Annotated in this window: 22 protein-coding genes; 10 read left to right on the forward strand and 12 right to left on the reverse strand. The window is 69.2% G+C overall.

Features of this window, described 5'->3' with window-relative positions; translation table 11 throughout:
• Positions 1–28 precede the first annotated feature (28 nt).
• Genes BJEO58_RS05150 through BJEO58_RS05165 form a run of 4 tightly spaced genes read right to left on the reverse strand, consistent with a single transcriptional unit; the run spans position 29 to position 5,140 of the window.
• Positions 29–835, reverse strand: a complete 807-nt coding sequence (locus BJEO58_RS05150; RefSeq protein WP_101588326.1) for an ABC transporter ATP-binding protein — start codon at positions 833–835, stop codon at positions 29–31.
• Positions 832–2,586 carry a dipeptide/oligopeptide/nickel ABC transporter permease/ATP-binding protein gene (locus BJEO58_RS05155; protein WP_101588328.1) on the reverse strand — a complete coding sequence of 585 codons (1,755 nt, stop codon included), beginning with the start codon at positions 2,584–2,586 and terminating at the stop codon, positions 832–834. The genes BJEO58_RS05150 and BJEO58_RS05155 overlap by 4 nt, the downstream gene beginning before the upstream one ends.
• A complete protein-coding gene (locus tag BJEO58_RS05160; protein ID WP_101588329.1) occupies positions 2,583–3,623 on the reverse strand; it encodes an ABC transporter permease in 1,041 nt (346 codons plus the stop codon). Before BJEO58_RS05160 ends, BJEO58_RS05155 begins: the two co-directional genes overlap by 4 nt.
• Positions 3,620–5,140, reverse strand: a complete 1,521-nt coding sequence (locus BJEO58_RS05165) for an ABC transporter substrate-binding protein (RefSeq protein ID WP_246075906.1) — start codon at positions 5,138–5,140, stop codon at positions 3,620–3,622. The genes BJEO58_RS05160 and BJEO58_RS05165 overlap by 4 nt, the downstream gene beginning before the upstream one ends.
• A gap of 309 nt (positions 5,141–5,449) precedes the next feature.
• Between BJEO58_RS05165 and BJEO58_RS05170 the strand changes: the two genes are divergently transcribed.
• The 6 genes from BJEO58_RS05170 (at position 5,450) to BJEO58_RS05195 (ending at position 11,039) form a co-directional block, all read left to right on the forward strand.
• Positions 5,450–6,820 (forward strand): O-acetylhomoserine aminocarboxypropyltransferase/cysteine synthase family protein, encoded by a 1,371-nt coding sequence (locus BJEO58_RS05170; RefSeq protein WP_101588332.1) that lies wholly within the window; start codon positions 5,450–5,452, stop codon positions 6,818–6,820.
• Positions 6,821–6,890: 70 nt separating this feature from the next.
• Positions 6,891–7,940: an LLM class flavin-dependent oxidoreductase gene (locus BJEO58_RS05175; protein WP_101588334.1), complete on the forward strand. Its 1,050-nt coding sequence runs from the start codon at positions 6,891–6,893 to the stop codon at positions 7,938–7,940.
• A gap of 37 nt (positions 7,941–7,977) precedes the next feature.
• Complete coding sequence (locus tag BJEO58_RS05180; protein ID WP_101588336.1) at positions 7,978–8,760, forward strand: alpha/beta hydrolase; 783 nt, start codon at positions 7,978–7,980, stop codon at positions 8,758–8,760.
• A 58-nt stretch (positions 8,761–8,818) separates the two neighbouring features.
• Positions 8,819–9,883 carry a homocysteine S-methyltransferase family protein gene (locus BJEO58_RS05185; RefSeq protein ID WP_101588571.1) on the forward strand — a complete coding sequence of 355 codons (1,065 nt, stop codon included), beginning with the start codon at positions 8,819–8,821 and terminating at the stop codon, positions 9,881–9,883.
• 37 nt (positions 9,884–9,920) lie between these two features.
• Positions 9,921–10,373 (forward strand): VOC family protein, encoded by a 453-nt coding sequence (locus BJEO58_RS05190; RefSeq protein ID WP_101588338.1) that lies wholly within the window; start codon positions 9,921–9,923, stop codon positions 10,371–10,373.
• A 195-nt stretch (positions 10,374–10,568) separates the two neighbouring features.
• Complete coding sequence (locus BJEO58_RS05195; RefSeq protein ID WP_101588339.1) at positions 10,569–11,039, forward strand: DUF2087 domain-containing protein; 471 nt, start codon at positions 10,569–10,571, stop codon at positions 11,037–11,039.
• Here BJEO58_RS05195 and BJEO58_RS05200 read toward each other — a convergent pair.
• Genes BJEO58_RS05200 through BJEO58_RS05210 form a run of 3 tightly spaced genes read right to left on the reverse strand, consistent with a single transcriptional unit; the run spans position 11,036 to position 13,658 of the window.
• A complete protein-coding gene (locus BJEO58_RS05200) occupies positions 11,036–11,713 on the reverse strand; it encodes a methionine ABC transporter permease (protein ID WP_101588341.1) in 678 nt (225 codons plus the stop codon). The genes BJEO58_RS05195 and BJEO58_RS05200 overlap by 4 nt on opposite strands.
• On the reverse strand, positions 11,710–12,735 hold the full coding sequence (locus tag BJEO58_RS05205) for a methionine ABC transporter ATP-binding protein (RefSeq protein ID WP_101588343.1): 1,026 nt from the start codon (positions 12,733–12,735) through the stop codon (positions 11,710–11,712). The genes BJEO58_RS05200 and BJEO58_RS05205 overlap by 4 nt, the downstream gene beginning before the upstream one ends.
• Entirely contained in the window at positions 12,735–13,658 is a 924-nt protein-coding gene (locus BJEO58_RS05210) for a MetQ/NlpA family ABC transporter substrate-binding protein (RefSeq protein ID WP_101588345.1), read from the reverse strand. Before BJEO58_RS05210 ends, BJEO58_RS05205 begins: the two co-directional genes overlap by 1 nt.
• A 412-nt stretch (positions 13,659–14,070) precedes the next feature.
• Here BJEO58_RS05210 and BJEO58_RS05215 point away from each other — a divergent pair, with 412 nt between their 5' ends.
• Positions 14,071–15,309: a glutaminase gene (locus BJEO58_RS05215; protein ID WP_101588347.1), complete on the forward strand. Its 1,239-nt coding sequence runs from the start codon at positions 14,071–14,073 to the stop codon at positions 15,307–15,309.
• Positions 15,310–15,387: 78 nt separating this feature from the next.
• On the opposite strand, the gene BJEO58_RS05220 is transcribed toward BJEO58_RS05215, so the two are convergent.
• Entirely contained in the window at positions 15,388–16,233 is an 846-nt protein-coding gene (locus tag BJEO58_RS05220) for an SDR family NAD(P)-dependent oxidoreductase (RefSeq protein WP_101588349.1), read from the reverse strand.
• 168 nt (positions 16,234–16,401) lie between these two features.
• Here BJEO58_RS05220 and BJEO58_RS05225 point away from each other — a divergent pair, with 168 nt between their 5' ends.
• A complete protein-coding gene (locus BJEO58_RS05225) occupies positions 16,402–16,824 on the forward strand; it encodes an organic hydroperoxide resistance protein (RefSeq protein WP_101588350.1) in 423 nt (140 codons plus the stop codon).
• A gap of 111 nt (positions 16,825–16,935) precedes the next feature.
• Here BJEO58_RS05225 and BJEO58_RS05230 read toward each other — a convergent pair whose 3' ends face one another.
• From BJEO58_RS05230 to BJEO58_RS05245, 4 genes are read right to left on the reverse strand one after another with little or no spacing between them, the layout of a single operon-like run.
• Entirely contained in the window at positions 16,936–19,062 is a 2,127-nt protein-coding gene (locus BJEO58_RS05230; RefSeq protein ID WP_101588352.1) for a dipeptide ABC transporter ATP-binding protein, read from the reverse strand.
• Positions 19,059–19,946: an ABC transporter permease gene (locus BJEO58_RS05235; RefSeq protein ID WP_101588353.1), complete on the reverse strand. Its 888-nt coding sequence runs from the start codon at positions 19,944–19,946 to the stop codon at positions 19,059–19,061. The genes BJEO58_RS05230 and BJEO58_RS05235 overlap by 4 nt, the downstream gene beginning before the upstream one ends.
• The gene (locus BJEO58_RS05240) at positions 19,943–21,046 is read right to left on the reverse strand and encodes an ABC transporter permease (protein WP_246075907.1); all 1,104 of its coding nucleotides are present in this window, start codon (positions 21,044–21,046) and stop codon (positions 19,943–19,945) included. Before BJEO58_RS05240 ends, BJEO58_RS05235 begins: the two co-directional genes overlap by 4 nt.
• Positions 21,047–21,048: 2 nt before the next feature.
• Positions 21,049–22,896 (reverse strand): TIGR04028 family ABC transporter substrate-binding protein, encoded by a 1,848-nt coding sequence (locus tag BJEO58_RS05245; protein ID WP_246075908.1) that lies wholly within the window; start codon positions 22,894–22,896, stop codon positions 21,049–21,051.
• 323 nt (positions 22,897–23,219) lie between these two features.
• Here BJEO58_RS05245 and BJEO58_RS05250 point away from each other — a divergent pair, with 323 nt between their 5' ends.
• Both BJEO58_RS05250 and BJEO58_RS05255 read left to right on the forward strand, forming a co-directional pair.
• The gene (locus tag BJEO58_RS05250) at positions 23,220–23,711 is read left to right on the forward strand and encodes a hypothetical protein (protein ID WP_101588355.1); all 492 of its coding nucleotides are present in this window, start codon (positions 23,220–23,222) and stop codon (positions 23,709–23,711) included.
• Between the two features lie 65 nt (positions 23,712–23,776).
• Positions 23,777–24,214 carry a hypothetical protein gene (locus BJEO58_RS05255; protein ID WP_101588356.1) on the forward strand — a complete coding sequence of 146 codons (438 nt, stop codon included), beginning with the start codon at positions 23,777–23,779 and terminating at the stop codon, positions 24,212–24,214.
• The last annotated feature ends 151 nt before the right edge of the window (positions 24,215–24,365 follow it).

The following is a 24,365-nucleotide window of genomic DNA, read 5'->3' on the forward strand; positions in this document are numbered from 1 at the left end:
GGTTCCAGTGCGGTCGAATCGGGTGACGTCAGATCGTGGGGATCGCGTCGATGAGCCGACGCGTGTACGGGTGGCGAGGTGAGCCCAGCACCTCTGCGGCAGGTCCGCTCTCGACGATCTGGGCCTCATTGAGCACACTCACGCGGTCCGCGATCGCGCCCAGCGAGGACAGGTCGTGGGAGATGATCAGGACCCCTGTGCCCGCCCGGGCGATGGTCTCGAGTGTGCGGACGACCTCGATGCGGCTCGACGCGTCGAGGGCGCTGACTGGCTCATCGCAGATCAGCAGCTTCGGACTGACGGCGGTCGCCCGCGCGATCGCCACGCGCTGCCGCTGTCCTCCGGACAGCTGCCCCGGTCGCCGGTCCCACAGCGTCTCCGCGAGTCCGACGGTCCGCAGTGCACGGGCCGCACGGTCCTCCGCCTCGGTTCGGGGGAGGGTCTCGCGGAGCCCTTCGAGCACCGACGCTCGTACGGTGAAGCGGCTGTCGAGGCTGCTGAGGGGATCCTGGAAGACGTACTGGGCGGATCCCGACCGGCGGAAGCTCTGCCACCGGCCCCGGGTGAAGGTGCTGACGTCCTGGCCGTCGACCTCGACGGACCCCGCAGCGACGGGCACGAGGCCGAGCACCGCGCGTGCGAGTGAGGTCTTGCCCGAACCGGATTCTCCGATCAGCCCCACGATCTCTCCGGGTGCCACGCGGAGGTCGATCCCGCTGAGCACCTCCCTGCTCCCGTAGCGGACGCGGAGGCCGCGGACGGAGAGTGCCGGACGTCGCTCGTGAGCCTCCGTCGTCACGCGCGCGGACTCCGGCGCGATCACTGTCGTCGTCATAGACGGGTCGTCTCCTTCGGTGGTGCGGGGGTGTGCGTCGAACGGGATGCGTGCCGGAGAGCCTCGATCCCGAAGACCGCGTGGTCTGCGATCAGGCTCTGCGTGTAGGGGTGATGCGGGGCGTGGAGGACCTGCTCTGTGGGACCCTCCTCCACGAGGTCACCGTCGCGGAACACGTACAGGTACTCGCAGCTGTGGGCGAGCACCGCCAGATCGTGGGAGATCATGAGGACGGTGAGCGCATGCTCGCGGCGCAGCCTGCGGATGAGGTCGAGCACCTCCGCCTGCACCGTGACATCCAGTGCGGTCGTCGCCTCGTCCGCGATGAGGAGGTCCGGTTCGCCCGTCACCGCGATCGCGAGCAGGATCCGCTGCAGCATGCCGCCGGACAGCTCGTGCGGATACTGGTGGGCGACTCGCTGGACGTCGCGGAAGCCGACGTGGCGGAAGAGGTCGTCGCGGGTCGCCGCCGCGGACTTCTTGGACAGCCCGTGCGTGTGCCGCAGCACCTCGTCGACCTGCGCGCCGACGGTGAGGTGGGGCGTGATCCAGGTCGAAGGGTCCTGGAAGACCGTCCCGATCCGCCGGCCGTGGAGATCCCGCCTGCCCACAGCGTCGGGCGCGAGCTCTGCGCCGTCGAACGCGATCCTCCCGCCTGTGACGGAGACCCCGTCGGGGAGGACTCCGAGCAGCGCTCTGACCGTCATCGTCTTCCCCGAACCGGATTCGCCGAGGATGCCCACGCTCGCACCTCGGGGGACGCGCAGGCTCGCACGGCGCACCAGGTCCGTGCCCGCCTCGGTGCTGATGCAGAGGTCGTCGATCGCGACGAGTGCGTCCGCTGGGGCGGGCTGCGCAGGGACCGCTGCCGCTGCGTCGTCCGAGAGGGTCACCTCGCCGGCCCTCCCGTCGTCGGGGGCGGCCTCGGGCGCACGCGTGCCGTCGCCGAGGTCGCGGATCCGGTCGGCCAGGATGCTCACCGCCGCCACCGTGATCATGATCGCGGCGGCGGGCGCCACCGGGTTCCACGGGCGCAGAGCGAGGTACGAGAGATCCGCGGAGAGCATTCCGCCCCACGTGGGCGTCGGGGGCTGGACGCCGACGCCCAGGAACGTCAGGCTCGCGACGACCAGGAGGCTGGCGGCCAGGACACTGGCGGACGTGACGAGCAGGACTGGCACGATCCGCGGGATCACATGGGTCCGGATGATCCTGGGCAGGCGGACGCCGAGCAGCCTGGCGGCCTCGACGTACTGGGTGTGCGAGATCTCCAGCACGGATGCCCGCACGACCCGGAAGAACGTGGGTGCGGCGAGGACGCCCACTGCGACCATCGCTGCGTGGATGCTGTTTCCCAGCAGTGCGCCGATCGCGACGGCGAAGGTGATGAACGGCAGGGCCATGAACGAGTCGAAGACGCGCTCGAGCACCCAGCGGACCGGCTGCGGGGAGAAGACGGCGACGACTGCGGATCCGGCTCCCAGCAGCAGTGCGATGACCACCGCCTCGGCGGCGGCCAGGACGGACAGCTGGGTGCCGGCGACCAGCCGGGACATGATGTCGCGACCCAGGTAGTCGGTGCCCAGCCAGTGCGCGGCGGACGGCCCGGCGAGCACGTGCGAGGTGTCCTGGGCGAGCGGGTCGTGCGGGGTGATCGCGGGAGCGGCCACGGCGACCACCGACACGATGGCCAGGACCACGATCGCGACGACGGCGGTCGGGCGGGACGTCAGGGTGCGGAGCGTTCTCATGCGGTCGTCCTCTTCGTGCGGGACCCGGCGGAGGCGGTAGTGCCGACCGCGGCGCGGGCTGCGGTGGGGGGCGTCGTGCGCACCGCGGCGCGGGCTGCGGTGCGCTCGTGGGGATTGAGCACGGTGAGCAGAAGGTCGATGACGAACGTGCTGATCAGCACGACCACGACGATCACCATGACGGAGCCGAGGACGACGGGCATGTCACCCTGGGTCGCCCCGTTGTAGGCCATGAGTCCGAGCCCTGGCAGAGAGAAGATCTGCTCTGCGATGATCGCCCCGCCCACCAGCCGGGGGACCTGGATGCCGATCACGGACAGCGCGGGACCTGCGGCGTGCGGCAGCGCGTGGCGGAACAGCACGCGGGCGGGGGAGAGTCCCCGCAGCAGGGCGCCGCGGATGAAGTTCGCGTCGTACGTGTGCACGAGTGCGGTCCGCAGCTGGCGCGCGATGTCCGCAGCGGCCTCGAGCGACAGTGCGATCGCCGGCAGGATGATGCACGCCAGCCAGCCCGCGGGGTCCTGTGTGAAGGGCGTGTAGCCGCCGGTCGGCAGGATCGGGATCGCGACGCCGAACAGCAGGATGAGGAGGATCGACACGACGAACGGCGGCAGGGTAGCCAGGGTGGAGGCGACGACCGTGACCGTCGTATCGATCCAGCTGCCGCGTCGGATCGCCGCGAGAAGACCCGCTCCGCCGCCGATGATGACCGCGATCGCCAGTGCCGCACCGGCGATCGACAGACTGACCGGCAGACGGTCGGCGATCGTCGTGGTGATCGGGATGCCGGTGAACCAGCTCTCGCCGAGGTCGCCGTGCAGCGCATCCCAGATCCACGTCCCGAACTGGACGACGAGAGGACGGTCCCGTCCGAGTTCATGGTTGAGTTCCGCGACGGCCTCGGGCGTGGCGGCCTCGCCGAGCAGCAGATCGGCCGGCTCCTGCTTCGCGAAGGCGCCCAGCAGGAACGTCACCGCCGCGGTGACGAACAGGACCGGTGCCGCTCGCAGGAGGGCCCGCAGCGCGATGCGCGTCATACCCGCACCCCCACACCCTCGAAGCGCTGAGTGTGCCGGCACGGCCTGAAGCCCGTGACCCGGTCATTCATCGCGTGCGAACGGTTCCAGTTCGCGATCCAGACATGCGGCGAGGCGCCGTCGACCGCCAGCTGCGTCGCAGCCTGGAGGCGGGGCGTGTAGTCAGGGGATTCGAGAGGCGTGCGCCGCACGGCCTCGAGAGCGGCCGTGAAGCCGTCCGGCTGCTGCTGGGAGATGTTCATCCACCCGCCTTCGTCGTAGAGCACCTCGAGTGCCTGGACCGGCGATTCTCTGCCGGAGAACGAGTACATGAACAGGGTGTAGGCGTGCGCTGCCTTCTGACCGGCGCCGGGGGGCGCCATCTCGAGGGTCAGGTCGAAGCCGGCAGCGGCCGCCTGCGCCTGCACGGCCTCCGCGATCTTCACAGTCACGCCGCTGCCCGCGGAATCCGCATTCACGTGGAAGGTCACAGGGATCGGCGTGGTGTGGCCGGCCTCCGCCAGCAGAGCGCGCGACCGCGCTGGGTCGTGGTCCCAGTGCCGGTCCAGCGCGGACGACCAGCCCTGCACGCCACGGGTGAACGGCTGCCAGTCGGGCTCGCCGTGGCCGAAGAGGACGCTGTCGACGATCGCGTCACGGTCCACGCCGCGATTGAACGCCTCGACCACGCGCGGATCGTCGAAGGGTGCGTGACGGTTGTTCAGCTCGATCGTGTGGACGTTGAAGCACGTGCCGGATGCGACGGTGAAGCCTTCCTGCTCGAGCGGGAGGATCTGCGAGTCCTCGATGTGTGCGATGTCGTACTGGCCGGACGACAGTCCCGCGTAGGTGACCGCCTCTGCCGGGCGGGGGACCACGCGCAGCTCATCGAGGAGGATGTCATCGGCGTTCCAGTGGGAGGGGCTGCGCGAGAGCGAGACGTGCGAGCCGGGCACGTACTGATCGACGACGAACGGTCCGGCTCCGACCGGGCGCACGTTGAGTTCGACGCCGTCGGCGATCGCCTTCGGTGAGGCGAGGTGGCCGATGAGCCCGGCGAGCAGGAGGGGCACCTGGTAGTTCACGTCGGTGAGGTGCAGAGTGACGTCGGTGTCGGAGTCCGCGGTGATGTCGTCGATGATGACCAGCGACTGCGCGCTCGTCGCGCCGGGCAGGTCTCGGTTGCGCTCCAGCCCGGCCTTGACGGCGTCGGCATCGACCGCTGCGCCGTCGCTGTAGGTGAGGCCGGGGCGCAGGTGGAACGTCACCGAGTCGCCGGCGTCGCTGTACGTCCACGAGTGCGCGAGGTCCGGTTCGAGCTCGCCATCGGAGTTCAGACGGGTCAGGCCCGCGTAGACGAGGGACAGCACATGCACGTCGTAGCCGATGCCCTTGGCGGAGTCCCAGGTCGTCGGCAGCTGCCACCCCCAGGTGAGTGAACCGGACGGGGCGGCAGGCGTGGCTGCGGCGGCATCCGACTCGCCGGGTCGTGCCCACGCCGCTGTGAGCGCGGCACCGGCGAAAAGCGCCCCCGCCATCAGGCTGCGGCGCGGAATCCCTGGCTGCGGCGAGGGGGGTGCATCGACTGGGCGCGTCCGTCGTGGGTTCATGTGTGCCTCTGACTGGTCGATCTGTGGGGTGCCCGACCGCCGGTTCACCGGGCGACGGCAGGAGTGGTTCTGAGCACACACAGTCCCACTGCCGCCGGGCTGACCCCCGCCAGCGCTTCACGAGGCGACCTGTGGCGTCACAGAAATGCCCGAATCCGTCACATCCGTTCATGAATTAGGTCACTCATCCGGCTGTCGCAGAGGATTGCCCGGAACGAATGAGAGAGGGCTTCAGTGATGACGCACAGCACCATTCCGCCCGACTCCGCGGAGGGATTCGCCACGCGGCAGATCCACGCAGGATTCACCTCGGGCGTCTCCCAGAACACCCTGACGGTGCCGATCTACCAGTCGGTCGCCTACGAGTTCCCGGACTTCGCGGCAGCGCGCGACACGTTCGCGCTGACGAAGCCCGGCAACATCTACAGCCGCAACGGAAACCCGACGAATGCCGTCCTGGAACGTCGCGTCAGCGACCTCGAGGGAGGCGCGGGAGCCGTCGCGGTGGGCTCAGGCCAGGCCGCGGTAGCGATCGCTCTGCTCACCCTCGTCGCCGCCGCGGGCCAGGGCCCCCACCACATCGTGGCCTCGAACAAGCTCTACGGAGGCACCTCCGACCTGCTCGCCGATACATTCGCCGATCTGGGCATCGAGGTGACGTTCCTCGACCCGCTCGACTCCCACGCGTGGTCCGCTGCGCTCCGCGACACCACCCGTGCGGTGTTCCTCGAGGCGATCGGCAACCCAGTGCTCACCGTGCCGGACATCAGCGCGATCGCGGAGGCGGCGCACGCGGCCGGTGTCCCCGTCGTCGTCGACAGCACCATGGCGACCCCAGTCCTCCTGCGGCCGATCGAGCACGGCGCGGACATCGTCGTGCATTCTGCGACGAAGTACCTGGGCGGGCACGGAGCCACGGTCGCCGGTGTGATCGTCGACGGAGGCACCTTCGACTTCACCGCACGGCCCGAACGCTGGCGGCGACTGACCCAGCCGTTCCACCGATTCGGTGGCCTCGTCTTCACCGACGAGTTCGACGGCAGTGACGGCCGCACGCCGTTCCTCGTCCTCGCCCGGGCCAAGGGAGTCCATGACTTCGGCCCGACGCTGTCGCCCAGCAGCGCCTCGCAGATCCTGCTGGGCATAGAGACGCTCGATCTGCGCGTCCGCAGGCAGACGGCGTCGGCGCTCGAGCTCGCACGGTTCCTCAGTGCACAGCCGCAGGTCGCCCGTGTCCACCATCCGGGGCTGACAGATCACCCGGAGCATGAGCTCGCCACCCGACTCAGCCCCGAGGGGCTCGGCAGCGTGTTCTCCTTCGATCTCGCCGCCCGCCCGGACGAGGTGGGACCGTTCATCGACTCCCTCGAACTCTTCACGCTCGCCGCCAACATCGGCGATGTGAGGTCCCTCGTCGTCCACCCGGCGACGATGACGCACTCGCGCCTCGACGACGCGGGGCGAGCGGATGCCGGCATCAGCTCCCTGACCGTGCGGCTGTCGATCGGACTCGAGGAGCCGGCCGATCTCAGGGACGACCTCGCGCGGGCGCTGTCCACAGTGACCGTCCTGGATGCTCCTCGCGCTGCCGAAGACCGTTTCCGCTGACCGGCCGGCCGGTCTCTCCGGTCGGCGGTCCCACCCATCCATGCACAGCACGAGCACTTTCAGGAGAGACATGCGATTCGGTTACTGGACACCCGTCTACGGCGGCTTCCTCCGCAATGTGGAGGACGAGGGGATGCCTGCGACCTGGGACTACATCCGCAGGGTCAGCACCCTCGCCGATCGGCTCGGGTTCGAGCTCACGCTGGTCCCGGAGCTCTACCTCAACGACCGCAAGGGCCCGGAGGCTCCCAGCCTCGAGGCGTGGTCGCTCGCGACGGCGATCGCTGCCGTCACAGACGACCTCGAGGTCCTCACCGCGATCCGGCCGGGATATCACAACCCGCAGATCACCGCGAAGACTCTGTCCACCCTCGCGGACATCTCCGGGGACCGCCTCTCACTCAACGTCGTCGCCGCGTGGTGGGAGGAGGAGGCCAGGCAGTTCGGAGGAGTCTTCCCCGCACACGACGAGCGCTACGTCCACTGCAGGGAGTTCGTCGATGCGCTGCGCGGGCTGCTGTCGACGACTCCCTACAGCCAGCACGGCACGTACTTCACCTTCGATTCGACGGTCGTGGAGCCGAAGCCCGCCCAGCTGCCGAAGATCTACGCCGGCGGCGAGTCGGAGGGTGGCCGCGAATCGATCGGCGGGTTCGCGGATTCCTACGTCACGCACGGGGGGACTGTCGAGGAGCTGCGGGAGAAGGCGGCTGACGTGAACGCCCGACGAACGCGTCTCCAGGGCGCTCCGTTCGAATCGATCGGCATGAGCGCGTACGTCATCGTCCGCGACAGCGAGGCCGAGGCCCGCGCCGAGCTCGAGCGGATCACGACGATCGATCCGGCCTCGCCCGGCTACGCCTCGTTCGAGGAGTTCACACGGCATTCGAACCTCGACGTGGAGGTCTCCGCGCGCGAGTATTCGGTGGGGACCCGTGCGCTGAGACCGGAGCTCGTCGGCACTCCGGAGCAGGTGGCTGAGAAGATCCGCGCCTACCAGGACGCAGGAGTGAACCTCCTCCTCATCCAGGCGTCCCCCCTGCACGAAGAGCTCGAACGCATCGCCTCGGACCTCATCCCCCTGGTGAACGAGGACCGGGCGCACGCCCTGTCCGTCTGACCCCTGCACGACCCCCATGCTGTTCGAAAGGACCCTCATGACCACGACTGCCACGACTGCCACGACTGCCGCGACATCGACCAGCGTCGCGACGACCCCGATCTCGATTCCCGCCGGCGCGAATCCGCGCGGCACCGTCATCGTGCTGGCGGGCCGCGGAGAAGCGGCTCCCGTGTACACGCGCTTCGGCACCCGCATAGCGTCCGACGCGTACACGGTGCGCATCGTCACCGGAGCGGCGACCGCACCCGCAGAGGCGAGCGACGCCGTGCGCGGTCTGCTCGCGGACGACGAGCTGCCGTCGCCGAAGTTCCTCGTGGGCTCCGATGCCGGCGGCGCGCTCGCTCTGCAGATCGCCGCCGCACGGCACGAGGACCGCGGTCCGGCCGGGGTCGTCGTCGCTGGGCTGCCGGAGCCGGGGGCCGCGGGCGCCCGTGCGGGATCCGGCCGCGGGGACGGGACGACCGACGTCGCGGCCGATGCCGAGGTGCGTTCGGCCTGCCCCGTGCACCAGAGCGTGCTCGCTGCACCCGGCAGCATCGCACCCGGCGCGCTCACGGATCCGCTCCCGGCCGACCTCGAGCTTCCGGCGCCGCAGTCGATCGGCGTTCCCGTCCTGGCCTTCTTCGGGGAGGCGGACTCCGTCATCGACAGGGACGCGTCTGAGCGCTGGCTCTCGGAGGTTCCGCACGCAGAGATCCGGCGCACTGCCGCCGGTCTCCACGACGCGCTGAACGACCGCACGCACCGCAGCGTGGCAGCCCGCATCGTGCTGTTCCTGGAGGACGCGAAGAACGGTGGCGAACCGCTTCTGCGGTGACGTCCCGACACCCACCGACCATGCCGAGAACATCCGTCCGACACCCGAGGAAGCAGACATGACTGCAACACCCGCGTCCACCACTCCCACACTCACCGAACGTCTCGACACGGGCCCCGTCATCATCGCGGAGGGGTTCCTCTTCGAGCTGGAGCGCCGCGGGTACCTCACCGCGGGTGAGTTCGTCCCCGAGGTCGCCCTCGAGTTCCCCGAGGCCCTCCGGTCCCTGCACGTGGACTTCCAGCGTGCGGGCTCGGACATCGTGGAGGCCTTCACCTACAACGGGCACCGGGAGAAGATGCGGGTCGTCGGCAAGGAGGACCTGCTGGAGCCCCTCAACCGCGCAGCCCTCCGGATCGCGCGCGAGGTCGCGGACAACCGTCCGGGTGACCTCATGGCCGGCAACATCTCCAACTCGAACATCTGGGATCCTGCGGATCTGCAGAGCCAGAAGGACGTCCGGTCGATGTTCGAGGAGATGGTGGGCTGGGCCGTCGACGAGGGCGCGGACATCATCATCGGCGAGACGTTCTACTACGCGGGCGAAGCGCTCGCTGCGCTGGAGATCGCGAAGGCGAGCGGTCTGCAGGTCGTTCTCACGCTCGCACCGATGGCGTTCGAGGAGATGGCGGACGGCGTGAGCGTCGTGGAAGCCGCCCAGCGCCTCGAGCAGGGCGGTGCCGATGTCGTCGGAATGAACTGCTTCCGCGGTCCTGACACTCTGCTGCCGTACATCTTCCAGATCCGGGAGGCGGTGTCCTGTCACGTCGGTGCGCTGCCCATCCCGTACCGGACGACGCAGGAGGAGCCGACGTTCTTCAATCTGAGTGATGTGAAGGCATCGGTTCCGGCTCCGCACGGGAGGACTTTCCCCACGGCGCTCGACCCGCTGTACGCCAACCGCTATGAGATCCGACGCTTCGCTGAGGAGGCGCACGAGGGCGGCGTGAATTACCTGGGCATATGCTGCGGCGCATCGCCCGTGCACATCCGCGAGGTCGCCGAGGCCGTGGGTCGGGTGACCGACGCCAGCCGGTTCTCCGAGCGCATGGAGAACCACTTCATGTACGGCAGCAACGAGCGTCTGCCGGAGCACATCGTCGCGTTGGGAGACCGTGCCTGAGCCTTGACCGGCCCCCGGAGGGTGGCATACTCCACACATGAATGTTCCCCCGAACTTCTCGATCGTCACCCTGGGGGTCGCGGACGTCGCCGCTTCCGCCGTGTTCTACCGCGGGCTCGGGTGGGAGCAGCGCGGCGACCAGTCCGTGGGGATCACGTGGTTCCGGACCGCGGGCACCTGGATCGGGCTGTTCGGGTACGAGGACTTGGCCGAGGACGTGGGGCTCGCAGCCGGCCCCGTGCCTCTGGCAGGGAGTGCTCCGGCGTACCGAGGCGTGACGCTCGCGCTGAACTTCGCGTCGGAGGCCGAAGTCGATGAGGCGATGTCGGAGGCGATCGCAGCCGGCGCCGTGCAGGTCAAGGAGCCGACTCGTGCCGAATGGGGCGGGTACTCCGGCTACTGGGCCGACCCCGACGGTCACCTGTGGGAGGTCGCCTACGCCCCGGGCATGCCCGCGCGGGACGACGGGACGATCGACGTCCCGCATTGACACGCCGCGGCTCGTGCGCCATCGTGAGGGCTGGCGCTGATCCAGCGCCCAGCTCGCGCACCGGCCCCAGCCCGGGCGCAGAGGCGAAGGGGAGCAGATCCTCGGATCACGGCACGGATCCGTGCAGCACGGAATGCATGTGGACAGTCACGCGCCGTGCAGGCTGGGGATGCTTTCGGCGCGGGAAGACCGCACATGACCACGCACAGCGATTTCAAGAAGCTCGTCCGCGCCCGCATGGAGCGCACGGGTGAGAACTACACGAGCGCGCTCGCCGCGCTGAACCTCGATCGTGATGCCGCACGGGCCCAGCACGAGCGACTCATCCGCTCCCATTTCGAAGACGGCCGCCTCGAAGACGGCCGTCTTCTGCGCATCCCTGCGCGCAGGCGACCGCGCTTCGCCGTCGTCCTCGAGCTGCTGGCCCGGTTCGAGCCCGGTGCGACCTACTCGGAGTCGCAGGTGAACGCGATCCTGCGTGAGGTCCACGAGGACGTCGCCCACCTGCGACGGGAGCTCGTCGACTATCGACTGCTGGAACGCGACAGCCGGGGGACGTACTGGGTGACTGCGACCGCACCCGTGCGCGACGCGAACGAGGCGCAGGAGACGGGGGACTGGGAGAGGATCTGGCTGCCGGAGTTCCTCGGCGGGGCGCAGCGCTAGCGCCGGAGCACCTTCTTCGCGCTCCAGTTGCCCAGCATCTGCAGCGACTGGACGAAGACGATGACGACTGCGACGGCGAGCCAGGTGACCTCGGGCCGGAAGCGGTTGTAGCCCTCGACGATCGCGAAGTTGCCGATGCCGCCGCCGCCGATGATCCCGGCCAGCGCGGACATGTCCGTGAGCGCGATGATCACGAATGTGTAGCCCAGGATCAGCGGTCCCAGAGCCTCGGGCAGCATCACCGTGAGGACGATCCTCAGCCGTGTGGCACCCATGGCCCGCGCCGCCTCGATGACGCCGGGGTCGATCGAGACCAGGTTCTGCTCGACGATGCGTGCGATCGCGAACGTCGAGGCCCAGATCATCACGAAGACCACCGCATCATTGCCGATTCCGCTCCCGATGACCGAAATGGTCAGCGGCTGCAGTGCGGCGATGAGGATGACGAACGGGATCGGCCGGATGAGGTTGACCACGAAGTTCGCGAGCAGCCAGACGGGCCGGCTCGCCAGGAGGCCGCCTTCACGCGTGGTGTAGAGGGTCAGGCCGATCACCAGTCCGATGATGCCGCCGAAGACGAAGGCCCAGGCGACCATGTAGATGGTGTCGCCGATCGCCTCCAGGAGGGCCGGGCCGATGTAGCCCCAGTCGAGGTTCCGGTACGTGTCGATCATCCGTGCACCTCCTGCACCTGTCCGGCATCCGCGAGTGCGGCGAGGAACCCGTCCACGGATGGCTGCGGACCGTTCACTGCGACCGTCAGCAGGCCGTAGGAAGCGTTCTTGGTCGTGTTCATGCCGCCGTGCACGATCTCGAAGGACACCCCGTGGGACGCGGCACGGCCCAGCACACTGCTCATGGCGGTGGAGTCCTGGAGGGAGATGGTCACCAGACGTCCCTCGGTGGACTGGCGGATCCGCTGCACGTCCTCGGAGGTCGGGCGATCCTTGAGGGCCGCGCCCACGAATCCCGCCTTCCGATCCTCACGCGGATTGGAGAAGATGTCGTAGACCCGGCCCGATTCGACGATCCGGCCGCGGTCCATCACCGCCACCCGGTCGGCGATCGATCGGATGACCTCCATCTCGTGAGTGATCGCGAGGATGGTGATCCCCAGGTCCTCGTTCGCCCGTCGGAGGAGGCTGAGCACCTCGGCCGTCGTGCTGGGGTCCAGGGCGGAGGTGGACTCGTCGGCCAGCAGGATGTCGGGCTCCGCAGCGAGCGCTCGCGCGATGCCGACGCGCTGCTTCTGCCCGCCGGACAGCTCCTCCGGGTACTGCTCGGCCTTGTCGGACAGGCCCACGAACTCGAGGAGCTCCTCGACGCGCTCTCGCCTCCTGGCTCTGCTCCACCCGGCGACCTTCAGCGGATAGGCCACATTCCCGGAGACGTTGCGGGAGCGGAAGAGATTGAACTGCTGGAAGACCATGCCGATGCGCGAGCGCACTGCGGGCAGCTTGGACTCGGCCATCGACGAGATCTCGTGGCCCAGGACGCGGACCGATCCTGAGGTGGGCCGCTCGAGTCCGTTGACCATCCGGATCAGCGTGGACTTCCCCGCGCCGGAGAAGCCGATGATCCCGTAGATCTCACCGCGGTCGACGTGCAGTGACACATCGTCGACCGCGGTGACGGCCTTCTCACCCTTGCCGAAGGTCCGGGTGACGTCCCGGAACTCGATGAGGGATTCCGGCATCACTCGCCCTCGGCCTCGGAGGAGTCCTGCAGAGACGCCTCGTACTCCTCCAGCGCCGAATCGACCCGATCGAGCTCTGCATCCACCGGGACCGAGGTGTCCTCGGAGAGGTCAGCGGCGGATTCGAGAACGCGTTCGTCGTGGTACAGCGCCGCGATCTCCCGCAGTGCCTCGTCGTCGCGGTCCTCGGCGCGGACGACGAAGCCGTTGACGTACGGGAACGCCTCGTCGTCGTCCGGGTCGTCCGAGAAGAGCGCAGTATTGGGATCGAGGCCCGCGTCGGAGCTGAAGCTGTTGTTGATGACCGAACCCTCGACGGACTGCAGAGCGTTGACGGTCTGGGCCGCGTCGACGGGCTGGACGGAGACCGTCGAAGCCTCTTCGTCGATATCGGCCGGACGCGGCTCAGAGACCTCGTTCTGCAGGGTGACGAGACCCGCGGCCACGAGCACATTGATGCCGCGTGCCTGGTTGATCTCGTCATTCGCGATCGCGACCTCGTCGCCGTCCTGGAACTCGTCCACGGAGTCGTAGGTCTCCGAGTAGATCGGCAGGGGCACGATCTCCGTGGTGCCGATCATCGTGAGGTCGTCGTCGTTGGCGACGTTGTAATTGGCCAGGTATGCGATGTGCTGGAACCAGTTGGCGTCGAGGTCGCCGTTGCGCAGCGCAGGGTTGGGCTGGTTGTAGTCATCGAAGTTGATGATCTCCACGTCGTATCCGAGCTCGTCTTCGGCGAGCTGGGCCAGCAGACGGTTGGTCTCCTGCTCGGCGGTGACGCCGATGCGGATCACGTCGTCATCCGCCTCGGCGCCTCCTCCGAAGACGGAGCAGCCGGCAGTCAGCGAGAGTGCGGCGGCGGCCGAGACCGCAAGGGCGACGCGGCGCCGAAGGTGCGAGTTCTTCCGGGGCGATGTGTGCATGACGAAGTCTCCTTGTGCTGGCCGTGCCAGAGCAGGTGTGTACGGCTGCTGAGTGGCAGCCCGGGCTGTTCGACAGAAGAGCGCTGCGGACGGACGTGCGCAGCGCTCGGTTCATTCCGACGTGGGAAGACGATAGCCACCGAGTGGCGGCTGTGCGAGGTGGCTGCCGCGATTCGTCACATTCCGGATCGTCCGCACCGTGCGCCGCCCCCTGCCCCGCCCGCCTGCGTCCAGAGCGCGTCCGAAGCGACGCAGCGACGGAAGGTGCAACGATGGAGACGATGTCCGTCGCGCAGGTCGAGGACCTCACGCTCGATCGGCCTTCGCATGCACCCGTGTCGTGAACCGACCAGCAGCACTCCGACCAGAAGCACCCCGACCAGCGTCCGCCCGATCTCCGAGGAGAGGCACGATGCGCACACCGATCCCCGACTATCTGACAGACCTCCTCGACGACCTGCGCGACGATCACAGCGGGGCCGTCGCGGACTACATCCCCGCACTCGGAGCAGCAGATCCGGAGCTCTTCGCGATCGCACTCACCACCGTCGACGGCCGCACGTACGCCGTGGGCGACTGCGACGCAGAGTTCTCCATCCAGTCGATGTCGAAGCCGTTCGCCTATGCGGCGGCGATCGCTGATCGCGGTGAACGGACCGTGCTGGACCACGTCGGGGTCGAGCCCTCGGGCGAAGCCTTCAACGAACTCTCACTCGAAGCGGACACCCATCGCCCGAAGAATCCGATGATCAATGCGGGCGCGATCACCGCCCATCATCTCCTGGTGGGTCCGGACGCGACGAAGGACGACAGGTCTGCGCGCGCAGTCGAGTTCTTCTCATCGCTCGCCGGACGTCCCCTCACGATCGACCAGCAGGTCCTCGAGTCCGAGCTGGGCGCGGCGGACCGCAACCTCGCACTCGCTCACATGCTGAGGAGCTACGGGGTGCTGCGCGGCGACCCGCACGACATCGTCGCAGGCTATACCGCGCAGTGCTCGATCTCCGTCACGGTCCGTGACATCGCGATGATGACGGCGACGCTTGCGGCAGGAGGAGTCCATCCTGCGACCGGCGAGCGGATCGTTCCGCGCGCGATCGCGCGACAGACCCTGGCAGTGATGGCAGCGGCGGGGATGTACGACGCCGCAGGGTCCTGGTTCGCGGAGGTCGGCATCCCCGCGAAGAACGGTGTCTCCGGCGGACTGCTGGGGGCGCTTCCGGGGCAGGTGGGGATCGGTTCGCTGTCCCCGCGCCTCGACTCCCACGGCAGCAGCGTGCGGGGCATCCGCGCGTTCCGTCGACTGTCTGCGGACATGGGACTCCACCTCATGGAAGCGGAGGCGGCCGGGCGGAGCGCTCTCAGAGATGTGTACGAGGCAGAGGGAGCGACTGTCCTGGAGCTGCAGGGCACCATCCGATTCCCCGGCGCCGAATCGGTGCTGCACCACCTGCAGGAGCACGGTCCGACGACAGCGGAGGTCGTGATCGACGTGCAGCGCGTGGACGCGTTCACGGACGTGGGTCGTCGGATGGTCCTGGAGGGTGTCCGTCGTCTTCGCCTGGACGGGCGCCGCGTGCGCATCTGCGATCCGGACGGCGTCCTGCCGCTCGCCGAGGGAGGCGCGGGGGCAGGTCACGCAGGAGCCTGACGGCACCGGGACGACTCAGCACCGGGCCGACTCAGTACCGAACGACAGCGGGTCCCGATCCGCCGCGACATGCTCCTCTCAGTACCGCGGGCGCACCCACACCTCGCTCACGAGCGCGTCGTCCGGCGCCTCGACCACGTGGCGGACGGTCCTCGCGACAGTGCTCGGATCCAGCCGGACCTCCGCGGGCTGGACGGGGTAGTCGGTCGTCTCCTGCGCCATCGGCGTGTGCGTGGGGCCCGGCGCCACCGTCGAGACGCGCACACCGTCCGCGGTCACCTGCTGGCGCAGACCATCGGCGACAGCCTGCAGCGCATGCTTCGAGGCGGAGTACACCGTGTGGAACGGCACCGACGTCCGCGAAGCCCCGGATCCGATGAAGATCACCGTCCCCTTCACCGCCCGGACCCACGGCAGCAGCGTCTTGGAGATCTCCGCAGGTGCGATGACGTTCGTCGCGAACGACTCCCGCCAATCGTCCGGCGCCGCGTCCTCGACGGTCAGTCGCGGCGCGGTGGCGGCGCAGTGCACCAGCACGTCGACACGGCCCAGGGGCGCGATCTCCTCCGCGAGGATCTCCCCGGCCGTCTCCGCATCGCTCAGGTCGGCGAACACCGCGATGACGGAGCCGCGGTCGCTGGAAGTCGCCGAGGCGTGGGAACTGGCGGCGGCCTCGGGCGCGGGGCCGGAGGCCTGCTCCACGATGCTCTGCAGCCTCTCCAGGTTCCGGCCCACCGCCAGCACGATGTGGTCGCGGGCGAGGTCGAGCACGATCTCCGCCCCGATCCCACTGGAACCACCGGTGACGACGGCGACGGGAGCAGACGACTTCGCCCTCCGGCTCGTGAGGTCGAGGACGTCGGCATTCAGATCGGACGGCACGGGGGCGAGTCCGCCGGAGCGGGTGAACGGAGAGTGCGGCATGGGTCCCATTGTTCCGCAGGAACAGCTCGAACGACATGTGATGTGCTCGGTGGAACCGCTCCGCACCGGTAGACAGGGGCTGTGATGTGAGGAAGGGTCGAGAACAGGTCGCCGCATCACGGGGCACCTCGATCGACACCCGATTCTCACGATTGAAGAGGAGACGACATGAATACCCCGGAGAACATCGCATACACGGCCACGGCAGAGGTCACGGGAGGCCGCGACGGCCACGGTGCGACGGACGACAAGAACCTCGACGTCGACCTGCGCGCGCCCCAGGAGATGGGCGGCCCCGGCGGCGCCACGAACCCCGAGCAGCTCTTCGCCGTGGGCTACGGCGCGTGCTTCCAGGGTGCGCTGGGTCTGGCCGGCAAGGAGCTGGGCGTCGACACGTCCGCATCCGTCGTCAACGCGGAAGTGGGCATCGGCAAGGAGGGCGAGAGCTTCGGCCTGAGCGTCAAGCTGTCCGTCAGCGTGCCGGGCGTCGACAAGGACCAGGCGCAGAAGCTCGTCGACCGCACCCACGAGCTGTGCCCGTACTCGAAGGCGACCCGGGGGAACATCCCGGTCGAGGTCGTCGCAGTCTGAGGCGCGTCTTCGCCCAGAGACGGGTGGAGGGTTCGACGGACGGGCGCGCACACCCGTCCCTCGAACCCTCCACCCATCTCTCGTGAGGCGATTGTGGGGACCGCCCTCGCGTCAGATCGACAGTGCCTGCAGGTCGAGCACCTGGGTGTCGAGGGGCCGGGGGATCGCGGCGAGCAGCCGCTGCGTGTACGGGTCCTCCGGGTGGGCGAAGACCTGCTCGACCGGTCCCGTCTCCACCTGGCGGCCGCGCGACAGGACGGTGACGGTGTGCGCGACCTGCCGCACCACCGCGAGGTCGTGCGAGATGAACACGTACGTGAGTCCCAGCTCCTCCTGCAGCCGCTGGATGAGGTCGAGGATCTGCGACTGCACCGTCACGTCCAGCGCAGACACGGCCTCATCGAACACCACCAGCCGCGGCTCGATGACCAGCGCGCGTGCGATCGCGATGCGCTGGAGCTGCCCACCGGACAGCTCGCGCGGACGCCGTGATGCGAGGCCCGGATCGAGTGCGACCCGCTCCATCACCTGCGCGACACGATCAGCGCGGTCCGCCTTCGAACCCATGCGGAAGTTCCGCAGCGGCTCCGCGATCGAGGCGCCGACCGAATGGGCGGGGTCCAGCGCGCTCGCCGGGTTCTGATGCACCAGCTGCACCGTGCGGCGGAAGTCCCTGAGCTCCCGCTTGGACAGGCTCTCCGCCTCGTAGTGGCCCACGCGGATCGACCCGGACTGCGGTGTGCTGAAGCCCGCCAGGGCGCGACCGATCGTCGACTTGCCCGAACCGGATTCGCCGACCAGGCCCAGCGTCGTGCCCTCGGGAACAGTGAAGTCCACGTCCTCGATGCCGATGATCGCGGTGGCGTCGGGGCTGGACGGGGCAGTCGCGGTGCGGGGGTCCGCGGCGTCGTGCACCGCGGCGTCGTGCACCGCGGTGTCGTGCACCGCTGTGTTGTGCACCGCGGTGCCGGCCAGTGCGCCGGTGGTGGCGGCGTCTGCGGCGTCAGCGGTGTCCTCCTCCCGCGGCACTCGGGCGAACACCTGGGTGAGACCGCGGACCTCGACGAGGGGCGGGGCCGACCCGGACGGTCCCGGGGACGGCGAGCTCTCCTGAGCGAGTGAGAGCGCATCGGTCCGATCCGCCTCGGACCGGCCCGGGTCGTGCTCATTCGGCGACGCGGGGGCGGGGGAGGCCTCCGCAGCCCGCACCGGCCCCACGGCGCCCACGAGCGTCTGCATCGAGGGTGCGTCGGCCAGCAGCCTGCGGGTGTAGGCGCTCTCCGGCCGGCCCAGCAGCCTGCGGGCGGGCCCCTGCTCCTCGACGACACCGTCGCGCACGACGACCAGCTCATCTGCCCGCTCCGCCGCGACCGCCAGATCGTGGGTGATGAAGAGGATTCCGGTGCCGGCCTCGCGACGGAGTTCGTCGAGCAGGTCGAGGATCCGCTTCTGCACGGTGACGTCCAGCGCGGAGGTGGGCTCGTCGGCGATGAGCAGCTGCGGATCCAGCGATATCGCCGCGGCGATGAGCGCGCGCTGGCGCATCCCGCCGGACAGCTCGTGCGGGTACTGCTCCAGTCGCATCTGCGGCCGGTCGATCCCCACGCGATCCAGCAGCTCGAGGACACGCGCTCGCCGCTGCGCCGATCCGAGCCCGGTGTGCAGCCGCAGTGATTCCGCGACGTTCGCCCCCACCGTCTTCAGCGGGTTGAGCGAGGTGCCCGGATCCTGCGGGATGTATCCGATCCGCGCCCCGCGCACCTTCTGCCACTCGCGCGGCGACAGGGCGCGCAGGTCCAGCTGCGGGGCGTCACCGTGAGCGCTCAGTCGGATCTCGCCGCTCGTGACCTGTGCGTTCGCGGCCAGCAGACCGATGACCGCACCGGCCGTCGTCGACTTCCCGGACCCGGATTCGCCCACGACGGCCGTCATCGACCCTGCATGGACGTCCAGGTCGACGTCCCGGATCGCCGCTGACGGCTCACCCGATCGCGTCGTATAGGCCACGCCCAGTTCGCGGATGCTCAGGAGCGGCACGGCGCCTGCGTCGGCGGCCGCCTGCGCGAACGATTCCGGGTACTCGATGGAGTAGTCGATGCCGATGCGGCTCTGGTACTTCTCCGGCGTCCCGGTGCCGACCCCGCGGGACGCCGACTTCTGAGAGGCCGCCGCGCGGGCTGCCGCGCGGGATGCCGCCCCGCGTCCGCTGTTCTCGCTGTTCGTGTTCTCGCTGCTCATTCCGCTGCCTTTCGCAGTGCGGTGCCCAGGCGGTGCGTGGACACGACGACGGCCATGACGATGAGGCCGGGCAGGACGGTCAGCCACCACGCGGTGGCGACGAAGTTGCGGCCCTCCGCGATGATGAGGCCCCATTCCGGCGTGGGTGCGGGCGCGCCGTAGCCCAGGAACCCCAGGGTGGAGATCTGCAGGATCGCGCTGCCCACCTGCAGGACCGCGAGCGCGAGCACGGCGGACACCGCGTTGGGCACCACGTGCCGCAGGAGGACGGACCAGTACGTGCCTCCGGACCCGTAGGCCGCCTGCACGTAGTCCGCCTGCATGATCGTGACCGCCTGCGACCGGGACAGCCGGGCGAACTGGGCGATCGCCGTGATCCCGACCGCGATCGCGACGTTCACGATGCCGAAGCCCAGCACGATGACGATGGTGAGGCTCAGGAGCAGGGCGGGGATCGACAGCAGGACGTCGACGATGCGCATGAGCACCTCGCCGACCCAGCCTCCGCGCGAGCCTGCGATCAGGCCGATCGCGGATCCCACGATCAGTCCGACGCCCACGGCGATGAGGGCCGCCAGCAGAGAGCGGGACGCTCCGTGGACCACGCGCGAGTACACGTCGCGGCCGATCTGGTCGGTGCCGAACCAGTGCTCGGCGGATGGCGCCAGCAGCGCGGCGGTGTCCCCGCCGTCGACGGGATCGTGGCCGGTGAAGAGGCCGGGGAACAGTGCCCAGATGATCGTGACCCCCAGGAGGACTGAGGCGATGATCGTGCCCGGGGTGAAGAACGTCCGCGTGGCGGAGCGGCGGGAGCCCTTCCGGCCGCGGGCCGGCGGCTGCGCAGTGGAGCGGGAATCGGCGCCCGCGAATTCGACGGTGCTCATGACGAGGACTCCTCTGCGCTCTGTGTGCCGGGCCCCTGAGTGGTGGACGTCCTCGGGGCGACGGATCCGTGTGCGGACGAGCTGGCGCCCACCGCGCCCGAGGTGCCGGCTGGGGCGGCCGTGCTGGTCGCCAGGTGCTTGCGGGCGGACTTCCCGACCCGCCCTCGGTGGCGCAGGCGCGGATCGATGAGCGGGTAGAGCAGGTCGACGATCAGGTTGACCAGCACGAAGCCGATCGTCGCGATGACGACGATCGCCAGCAGCACCGGATTGTCGCGGTTCGCGACCGCCTGGGCCGTGAGGCTGCCCAGACCGTTGCGGCCGAACACCGTCTCCGTGACGACCGCACCGGCGACCAGCTCACCGAACAGCAGGCCCGCGATCGTGAGGGCCGGCAGTGTCGCATTGCGGATGACGGCGTTCACCAGCAGCCATCCCTCGGATGCGCCCTTCGCGCGGGAGACATGGACGAAGGACTCCGTGCGCACATCCGCGACTGCACGGATGAGCACCTGCGCCAGAGGCGCGGACAGCGGGATCGCCAGGGTGAGGGTCGGCAGGATGAGGGCCTCGACGGCCCCCGGATCCACGACGTTCACCCATCCCAGCTGGAAGCTCAGCACCTGGATGATGACGATGCCCAGCCAGAACACCGGCACGGACACGAAGAGCGCGGGTGCGGAGTCGATGACGTTCGCCAGCCACGGCGGCTTGCCGTAGGAGGCGAGGACCGTGACGATCACTGCCAGCACGATCGCGGCGACGAAGCCGCACAGCGCGAGCACCGCGGTCGACGGCAGCGCCGCCGCGATGAGGGTGGACACCGCAGCTCCCGAATTCACGGAGTAGCCGAAGTCGCCCTGCAGGAACCCCACGAGGGACTGCCAGTACTGGATGAACCAGGGCGCGTCCGCGCCGTAGGAGTCGCGGATGTCCGCCACCTGATCGGCGGACAGGCCCAGCGCGGGGTTCGCGAATCGGGCCAGCACGCCGTCGCCCGGCAGGATCATGAGCAGCAGTGCGGCGAGAGTGAAGGCGAGGAACAGGACGAGGACCGCCTGACCCAGGCGGGACAGGATGTAGCGGAATGTGGGTGACATGATCAGGCCTCCGTCCCCTCGAGCGGGTGCGATCCGGTCGCGGATCGACGATTCCGGACTGCTTCGCCCTCAGCCGACGCCTCGGCGTCTGCGGTCCGGTCGGGATCGGCCAGCCAGACGGAGTAGAAGCGCGGGCGGCCCACCGGTTCCGTGCCGAAGCCCTGGACGGTGCGGCGGAAGCCGAACACCTGCGGCTCCTCGAACAGCGGCACGACGAGGGCTTGGTCGATGAAGTGCTCCTGGAGTTCCGCGACGGCGGCCTCCCGGTCCTCGGAGCGGGCGGAGCCGGTGACCTTCGCGAGGATCCGCTCGACCTCTTCATCGCCCCATTCGTCCGTCTCCGGATCGCGGTTGAGGAACGCATCGCGGTTGTTCACCGACCACTGGCTGGCGACGACGTCGTAGTCCGCGCGCGCCACCATCGAATGGTAGATCTGCACGCGGTCCAGGTTGGCGGAGTCGATGGTCTGCTGCGCCTGATCACCCTCATTGATGAGCAGCCGGGCGCCCACGCGGCGGAAGTCCTCCTGCACGAGGCTCTGGACCTCACGCGACCGAGGCTGCGGCAGCGCGATGTTGACCCGCACGCTCAGCTGCGTGCCGTCCTTCACCCGGTAGCCGCCGTCCGCGGGCCGTTCCCAGCCGGCCTCGTCGAGGATGCGGTCCGCCTTCTCCGGGTCGAACGCCCACGCGCCGGGCGCTTCGACGTAGCCGGCGGCGTTCGTGGCGAGGATGCCGGTGGCGACGGGGTAGTTGTCCGTGAACAGCTTGCTCACGATGCGGTCGCGGTCGATGGCTGCGGTGAGTGCCCGGCGCACCTCGACGTCCGCGAGGATCGGGTCGCGCTCCCGGAAGCTCATGCCGTTGTTGATGCCGTTCGTGGGCTGGGCGTAGAGCTGGATGTCCCTCTCCACGATGCGGGCCTCGTCCGGTGCCTGGACGTCGCGCACCCCGTCTGCCTGGCCGGACACCAGCGCGCCGATCCGCACCGAGTACTCCGCGTTCACCAGATAGTCGAGTCCGTCCAGGTATGCCCGGCCCTGATGCTCGATGTGGGGCGGCGCCCAGTCGTAGTCCTCACGGACGCGGACGGACAGGCGGGTGCCCACGACCTCCTCGGCGATGTAGAACGGGCCGGAGGTCGCGATCCCCGTCGCACGGCCGGGGCCGAAGCCCTCGGAGTCCAGGTCCAGGCTCGCATTCGACAGCAGGCCCGCGTTCATCGTCGACGTCGCCTGCGGGAAGCCCGGCGCGGGAGCGTCGAAGCGGAAGACGACCGTGCGGTCGTCGACGACCTCGCTGCCGGCGTAGTTCGTGATCTGCTCGGAGATCGGCAGGCCGCGCGCATTGTCGCCCAGGCCGAACAGGTCGAAGTTCTTCGCGACGTTCGCCGCGTCGAGTGCCGTGCCGTCGGAGTAGGTGACGCCTTCGCGGATGCGGAAGACGAACTCCGTCGCGTTCTCGTTGACCTCCGGCAGCTCCTCCGCGATCCACGGGTGGAGGTCGAGGGTCTCCTCGTCCTGGTAGAGCAGTCGGTCGGTGATGTTGTTGACGATGCCGCCGTTGGGGTAGAAGCCCGCCTGCGGCGGGAACAGCGTCGTCCAGGTCTGCGGCTCGAAGTACCGCAGCACTCCGCCCGGCGTGGGATCGCCGGTGAGGTCGACGGCGGAGGTGTCCGCGGGCGTGCACGCGGCAAGGGTGAGCAGGGCGCCGAGGCCCAGGCCGCCGCCCAGAAGCGCGCGCCGGGGGATGGTGCGCCGGGTGGATGCGGCCTCGGCGGCGGTGTGCGCGCCGGCGAGTGTGCGCCGGGCGCGGCTGAGTGAGGTCGATCGAGGGGTGTGTGAGGACACGGTGTTCTTTTCGTCCGAAGAGCGAGCGGGTGGGCGTGAGAGCCGTCGGCGCGGCTCAGCTCAACAGGACGATGTGGTGATGACCATGTTGTCGATGTGCCGGCGGCGCCAGCACAGCAGAGACTCGGGTCGTGTCATCACGTAGGAGATCTAACCGTTGATCGCTTGAAGTGTCAACTGATGAGTCGACGGGTGGGTCGATTGGTGAGTCGGCCGGTGTGCGGTCCGTGCGGGCGCCCGGCACGTCCGGTGGACCCATGGCCGTGTGCGCGGGGGACCGGTAAACTCAAGACACCTTGCATACGCCGCCCAGGGAGGCAGTGATGACGAAGACGCATGGAGAGCACGACCCGAACACCCGCGAGCAGCTCCACCGGAAGTCGGTGGAGAGCCGGGACCCCGACCGCAACCGCGCAAGCGCGATGCGCCAGGACGCGGAGAGCGGTCTGCGCCGGGACGAGGAGTATCGGAATCCGGTTCCCGATCACAACCGCGAGCGGATCGCGGAGGCGGAGGGGAAGGTGCCGGCCGCAGCGGCGGAGAGCAGCGGGTTCGCACCGTTCGACAGGCTGAACGAGGGGGCCCGCCAGGTGCTGGGCGACGCGGAGGTCGATTATGCCGCCGCAGAGCTCTACATTGAGCCCGACGACGGGGCGATCGACGCGGCGGGCAGGGCCCACGGCGACCGGATCACCCGCCAGGCGGACGGCTCGCACGTCGTGGAGTCCGTCGAGCCCAGCCCTGCCGATGACCAGGCGGATACAGAGGCCGGCGAGGCCCTGCGGAACCGTCCTGACAGACCCGTCTGGATGTGAGGGGATGCATCTGGGACTGACGACGACCAGCGGAGACGATGACACGCCCACCAGAGGAGGTCGACGTGGCTGACGAAGCACACGAACGCAGAGTTCAGGACCGCCGGGGTGCGGACGCCGGAGAGGCGTCCGATCACAACAGGCAGCGGATCGAGGAGGCGAACCGGAAGGTGGCATCCGGACGCGCGGAGTCGAGCGGCTCCGAGCCGATCGACAAGCTGAATGAGGGTGCTCGGCACGTGCTGGGCGACGCAGAGGTCGACTATTCGGCAGCCGAGATCTATATGGAGCCGGACGACGCCGTGCTCGATGCGGAGGGCAGGGCCCACGGCGACCGGATCGCCCGCAACCCGGACGGCACGCACGTCGTCGAGTCGGTCGCACCGGGCCCTGCGGATGATCCGATGGGTGGCTGGGCCGACAAGCCGGTCGGTCGGAAGGGCGACAGCGTGGGCGACCGCCGGAACGCTCCGGGTGCGATCACTCCGGAGAGCGGTCGCTGACCAGCCGCACCACCGGTGGCATGACCATCGACGACACGACGGGCCCCGCCGCACGGCGGGGCCCGTCGTCTGCTTCTCGTACCACGGCGTACACCGCGCGTGGCGCCGCCGAGTCGCTCCTGCGATGTGCCAGTATGTCGGGTGGACAGAC

The sequence above is a fragment of the Brevibacterium jeotgali genome (assembly GCF_900169175.1).
In the GTDB taxonomy this organism is placed as follows: Bacteria; Actinomycetota; Actinomycetes; order Actinomycetales; family Brevibacteriaceae; genus Brevibacterium; species Brevibacterium jeotgali.

Coding starts and splice junctions, on each gene's coding strand:
- BJEO58_RS05150 (WP_101588326.1), bottom strand. CDS start 835: ATGACGACGACAGTGATCGCGCCGGAGTCCGCGCGCGTGACGACGGAG.
- BJEO58_RS05155 (WP_101588328.1), bottom strand. CDS start 2,586: ATGAGAACGCTCCGCACCCTGACGTCCCGCCCGACCGCCGTCGTCGCG.
- BJEO58_RS05160 (WP_101588329.1), bottom strand. CDS start 3,623: ATGACGCGCATCGCGCTGCGGGCCCTCCTGCGAGCGGCACCGGTCCTG.
- BJEO58_RS05165 (WP_246075906.1), bottom strand. CDS start 5,140: ATGGCGGGGGCGCTTTTCGCCGGTGCCGCGCTCACAGCGGCGTGGGCA.
- BJEO58_RS05170 (WP_101588332.1), top strand. CDS start 5,450: ATGACGCACAGCACCATTCCGCCCGACTCCGCGGAGGGATTCGCCACG.
- BJEO58_RS05175 (WP_101588334.1), top strand. CDS start 6,891: ATGCGATTCGGTTACTGGACACCCGTCTACGGCGGCTTCCTCCGCAAT.
- BJEO58_RS05180 (WP_101588336.1), top strand. CDS start 7,978: ATGACCACGACTGCCACGACTGCCACGACTGCCGCGACATCGACCAGC.
- BJEO58_RS05185 (WP_101588571.1), top strand. CDS start 8,819: ATGACTGCAACACCCGCGTCCACCACTCCCACACTCACCGAACGTCTC.
- BJEO58_RS05190 (WP_101588338.1), top strand. CDS start 9,921: ATGAATGTTCCCCCGAACTTCTCGATCGTCACCCTGGGGGTCGCGGAC.
- BJEO58_RS05195 (WP_101588339.1), top strand. CDS start 10,569: ATGACCACGCACAGCGATTTCAAGAAGCTCGTCCGCGCCCGCATGGAG.
- BJEO58_RS05200 (WP_101588341.1), bottom strand. CDS start 11,713: ATGATCGACACGTACCGGAACCTCGACTGGGGCTACATCGGCCCGGCC.
- BJEO58_RS05205 (WP_101588343.1), bottom strand. CDS start 12,735: ATGCCGGAATCCCTCATCGAGTTCCGGGACGTCACCCGGACCTTCGGC.
- BJEO58_RS05210 (WP_101588345.1), bottom strand. CDS start 13,658: ATGCACACATCGCCCCGGAAGAACTCGCACCTTCGGCGCCGCGTCGCC.
- BJEO58_RS05215 (WP_101588347.1), top strand. CDS start 14,071: ATGCGCACACCGATCCCCGACTATCTGACAGACCTCCTCGACGACCTG.
- BJEO58_RS05220 (WP_101588349.1), bottom strand. CDS start 16,233: ATGCCGCACTCTCCGTTCACCCGCTCCGGCGGACTCGCCCCCGTGCCG.
- BJEO58_RS05225 (WP_101588350.1), top strand. CDS start 16,402: ATGAATACCCCGGAGAACATCGCATACACGGCCACGGCAGAGGTCACG.
- BJEO58_RS05230 (WP_101588352.1), bottom strand. CDS start 19,062: ATGAGCAGCGAGAACACGAACAGCGAGAACAGCGGACGCGGGGCGGCA.
- BJEO58_RS05235 (WP_101588353.1), bottom strand. CDS start 19,946: ATGAGCACCGTCGAATTCGCGGGCGCCGATTCCCGCTCCACTGCGCAG.
- BJEO58_RS05240 (WP_246075907.1), bottom strand. CDS start 21,046: ATGTCACCCACATTCCGCTACATCCTGTCCCGCCTGGGTCAGGCGGTC.
- BJEO58_RS05250 (WP_101588355.1), top strand. CDS start 23,220: ATGACGAAGACGCATGGAGAGCACGACCCGAACACCCGCGAGCAGCTC.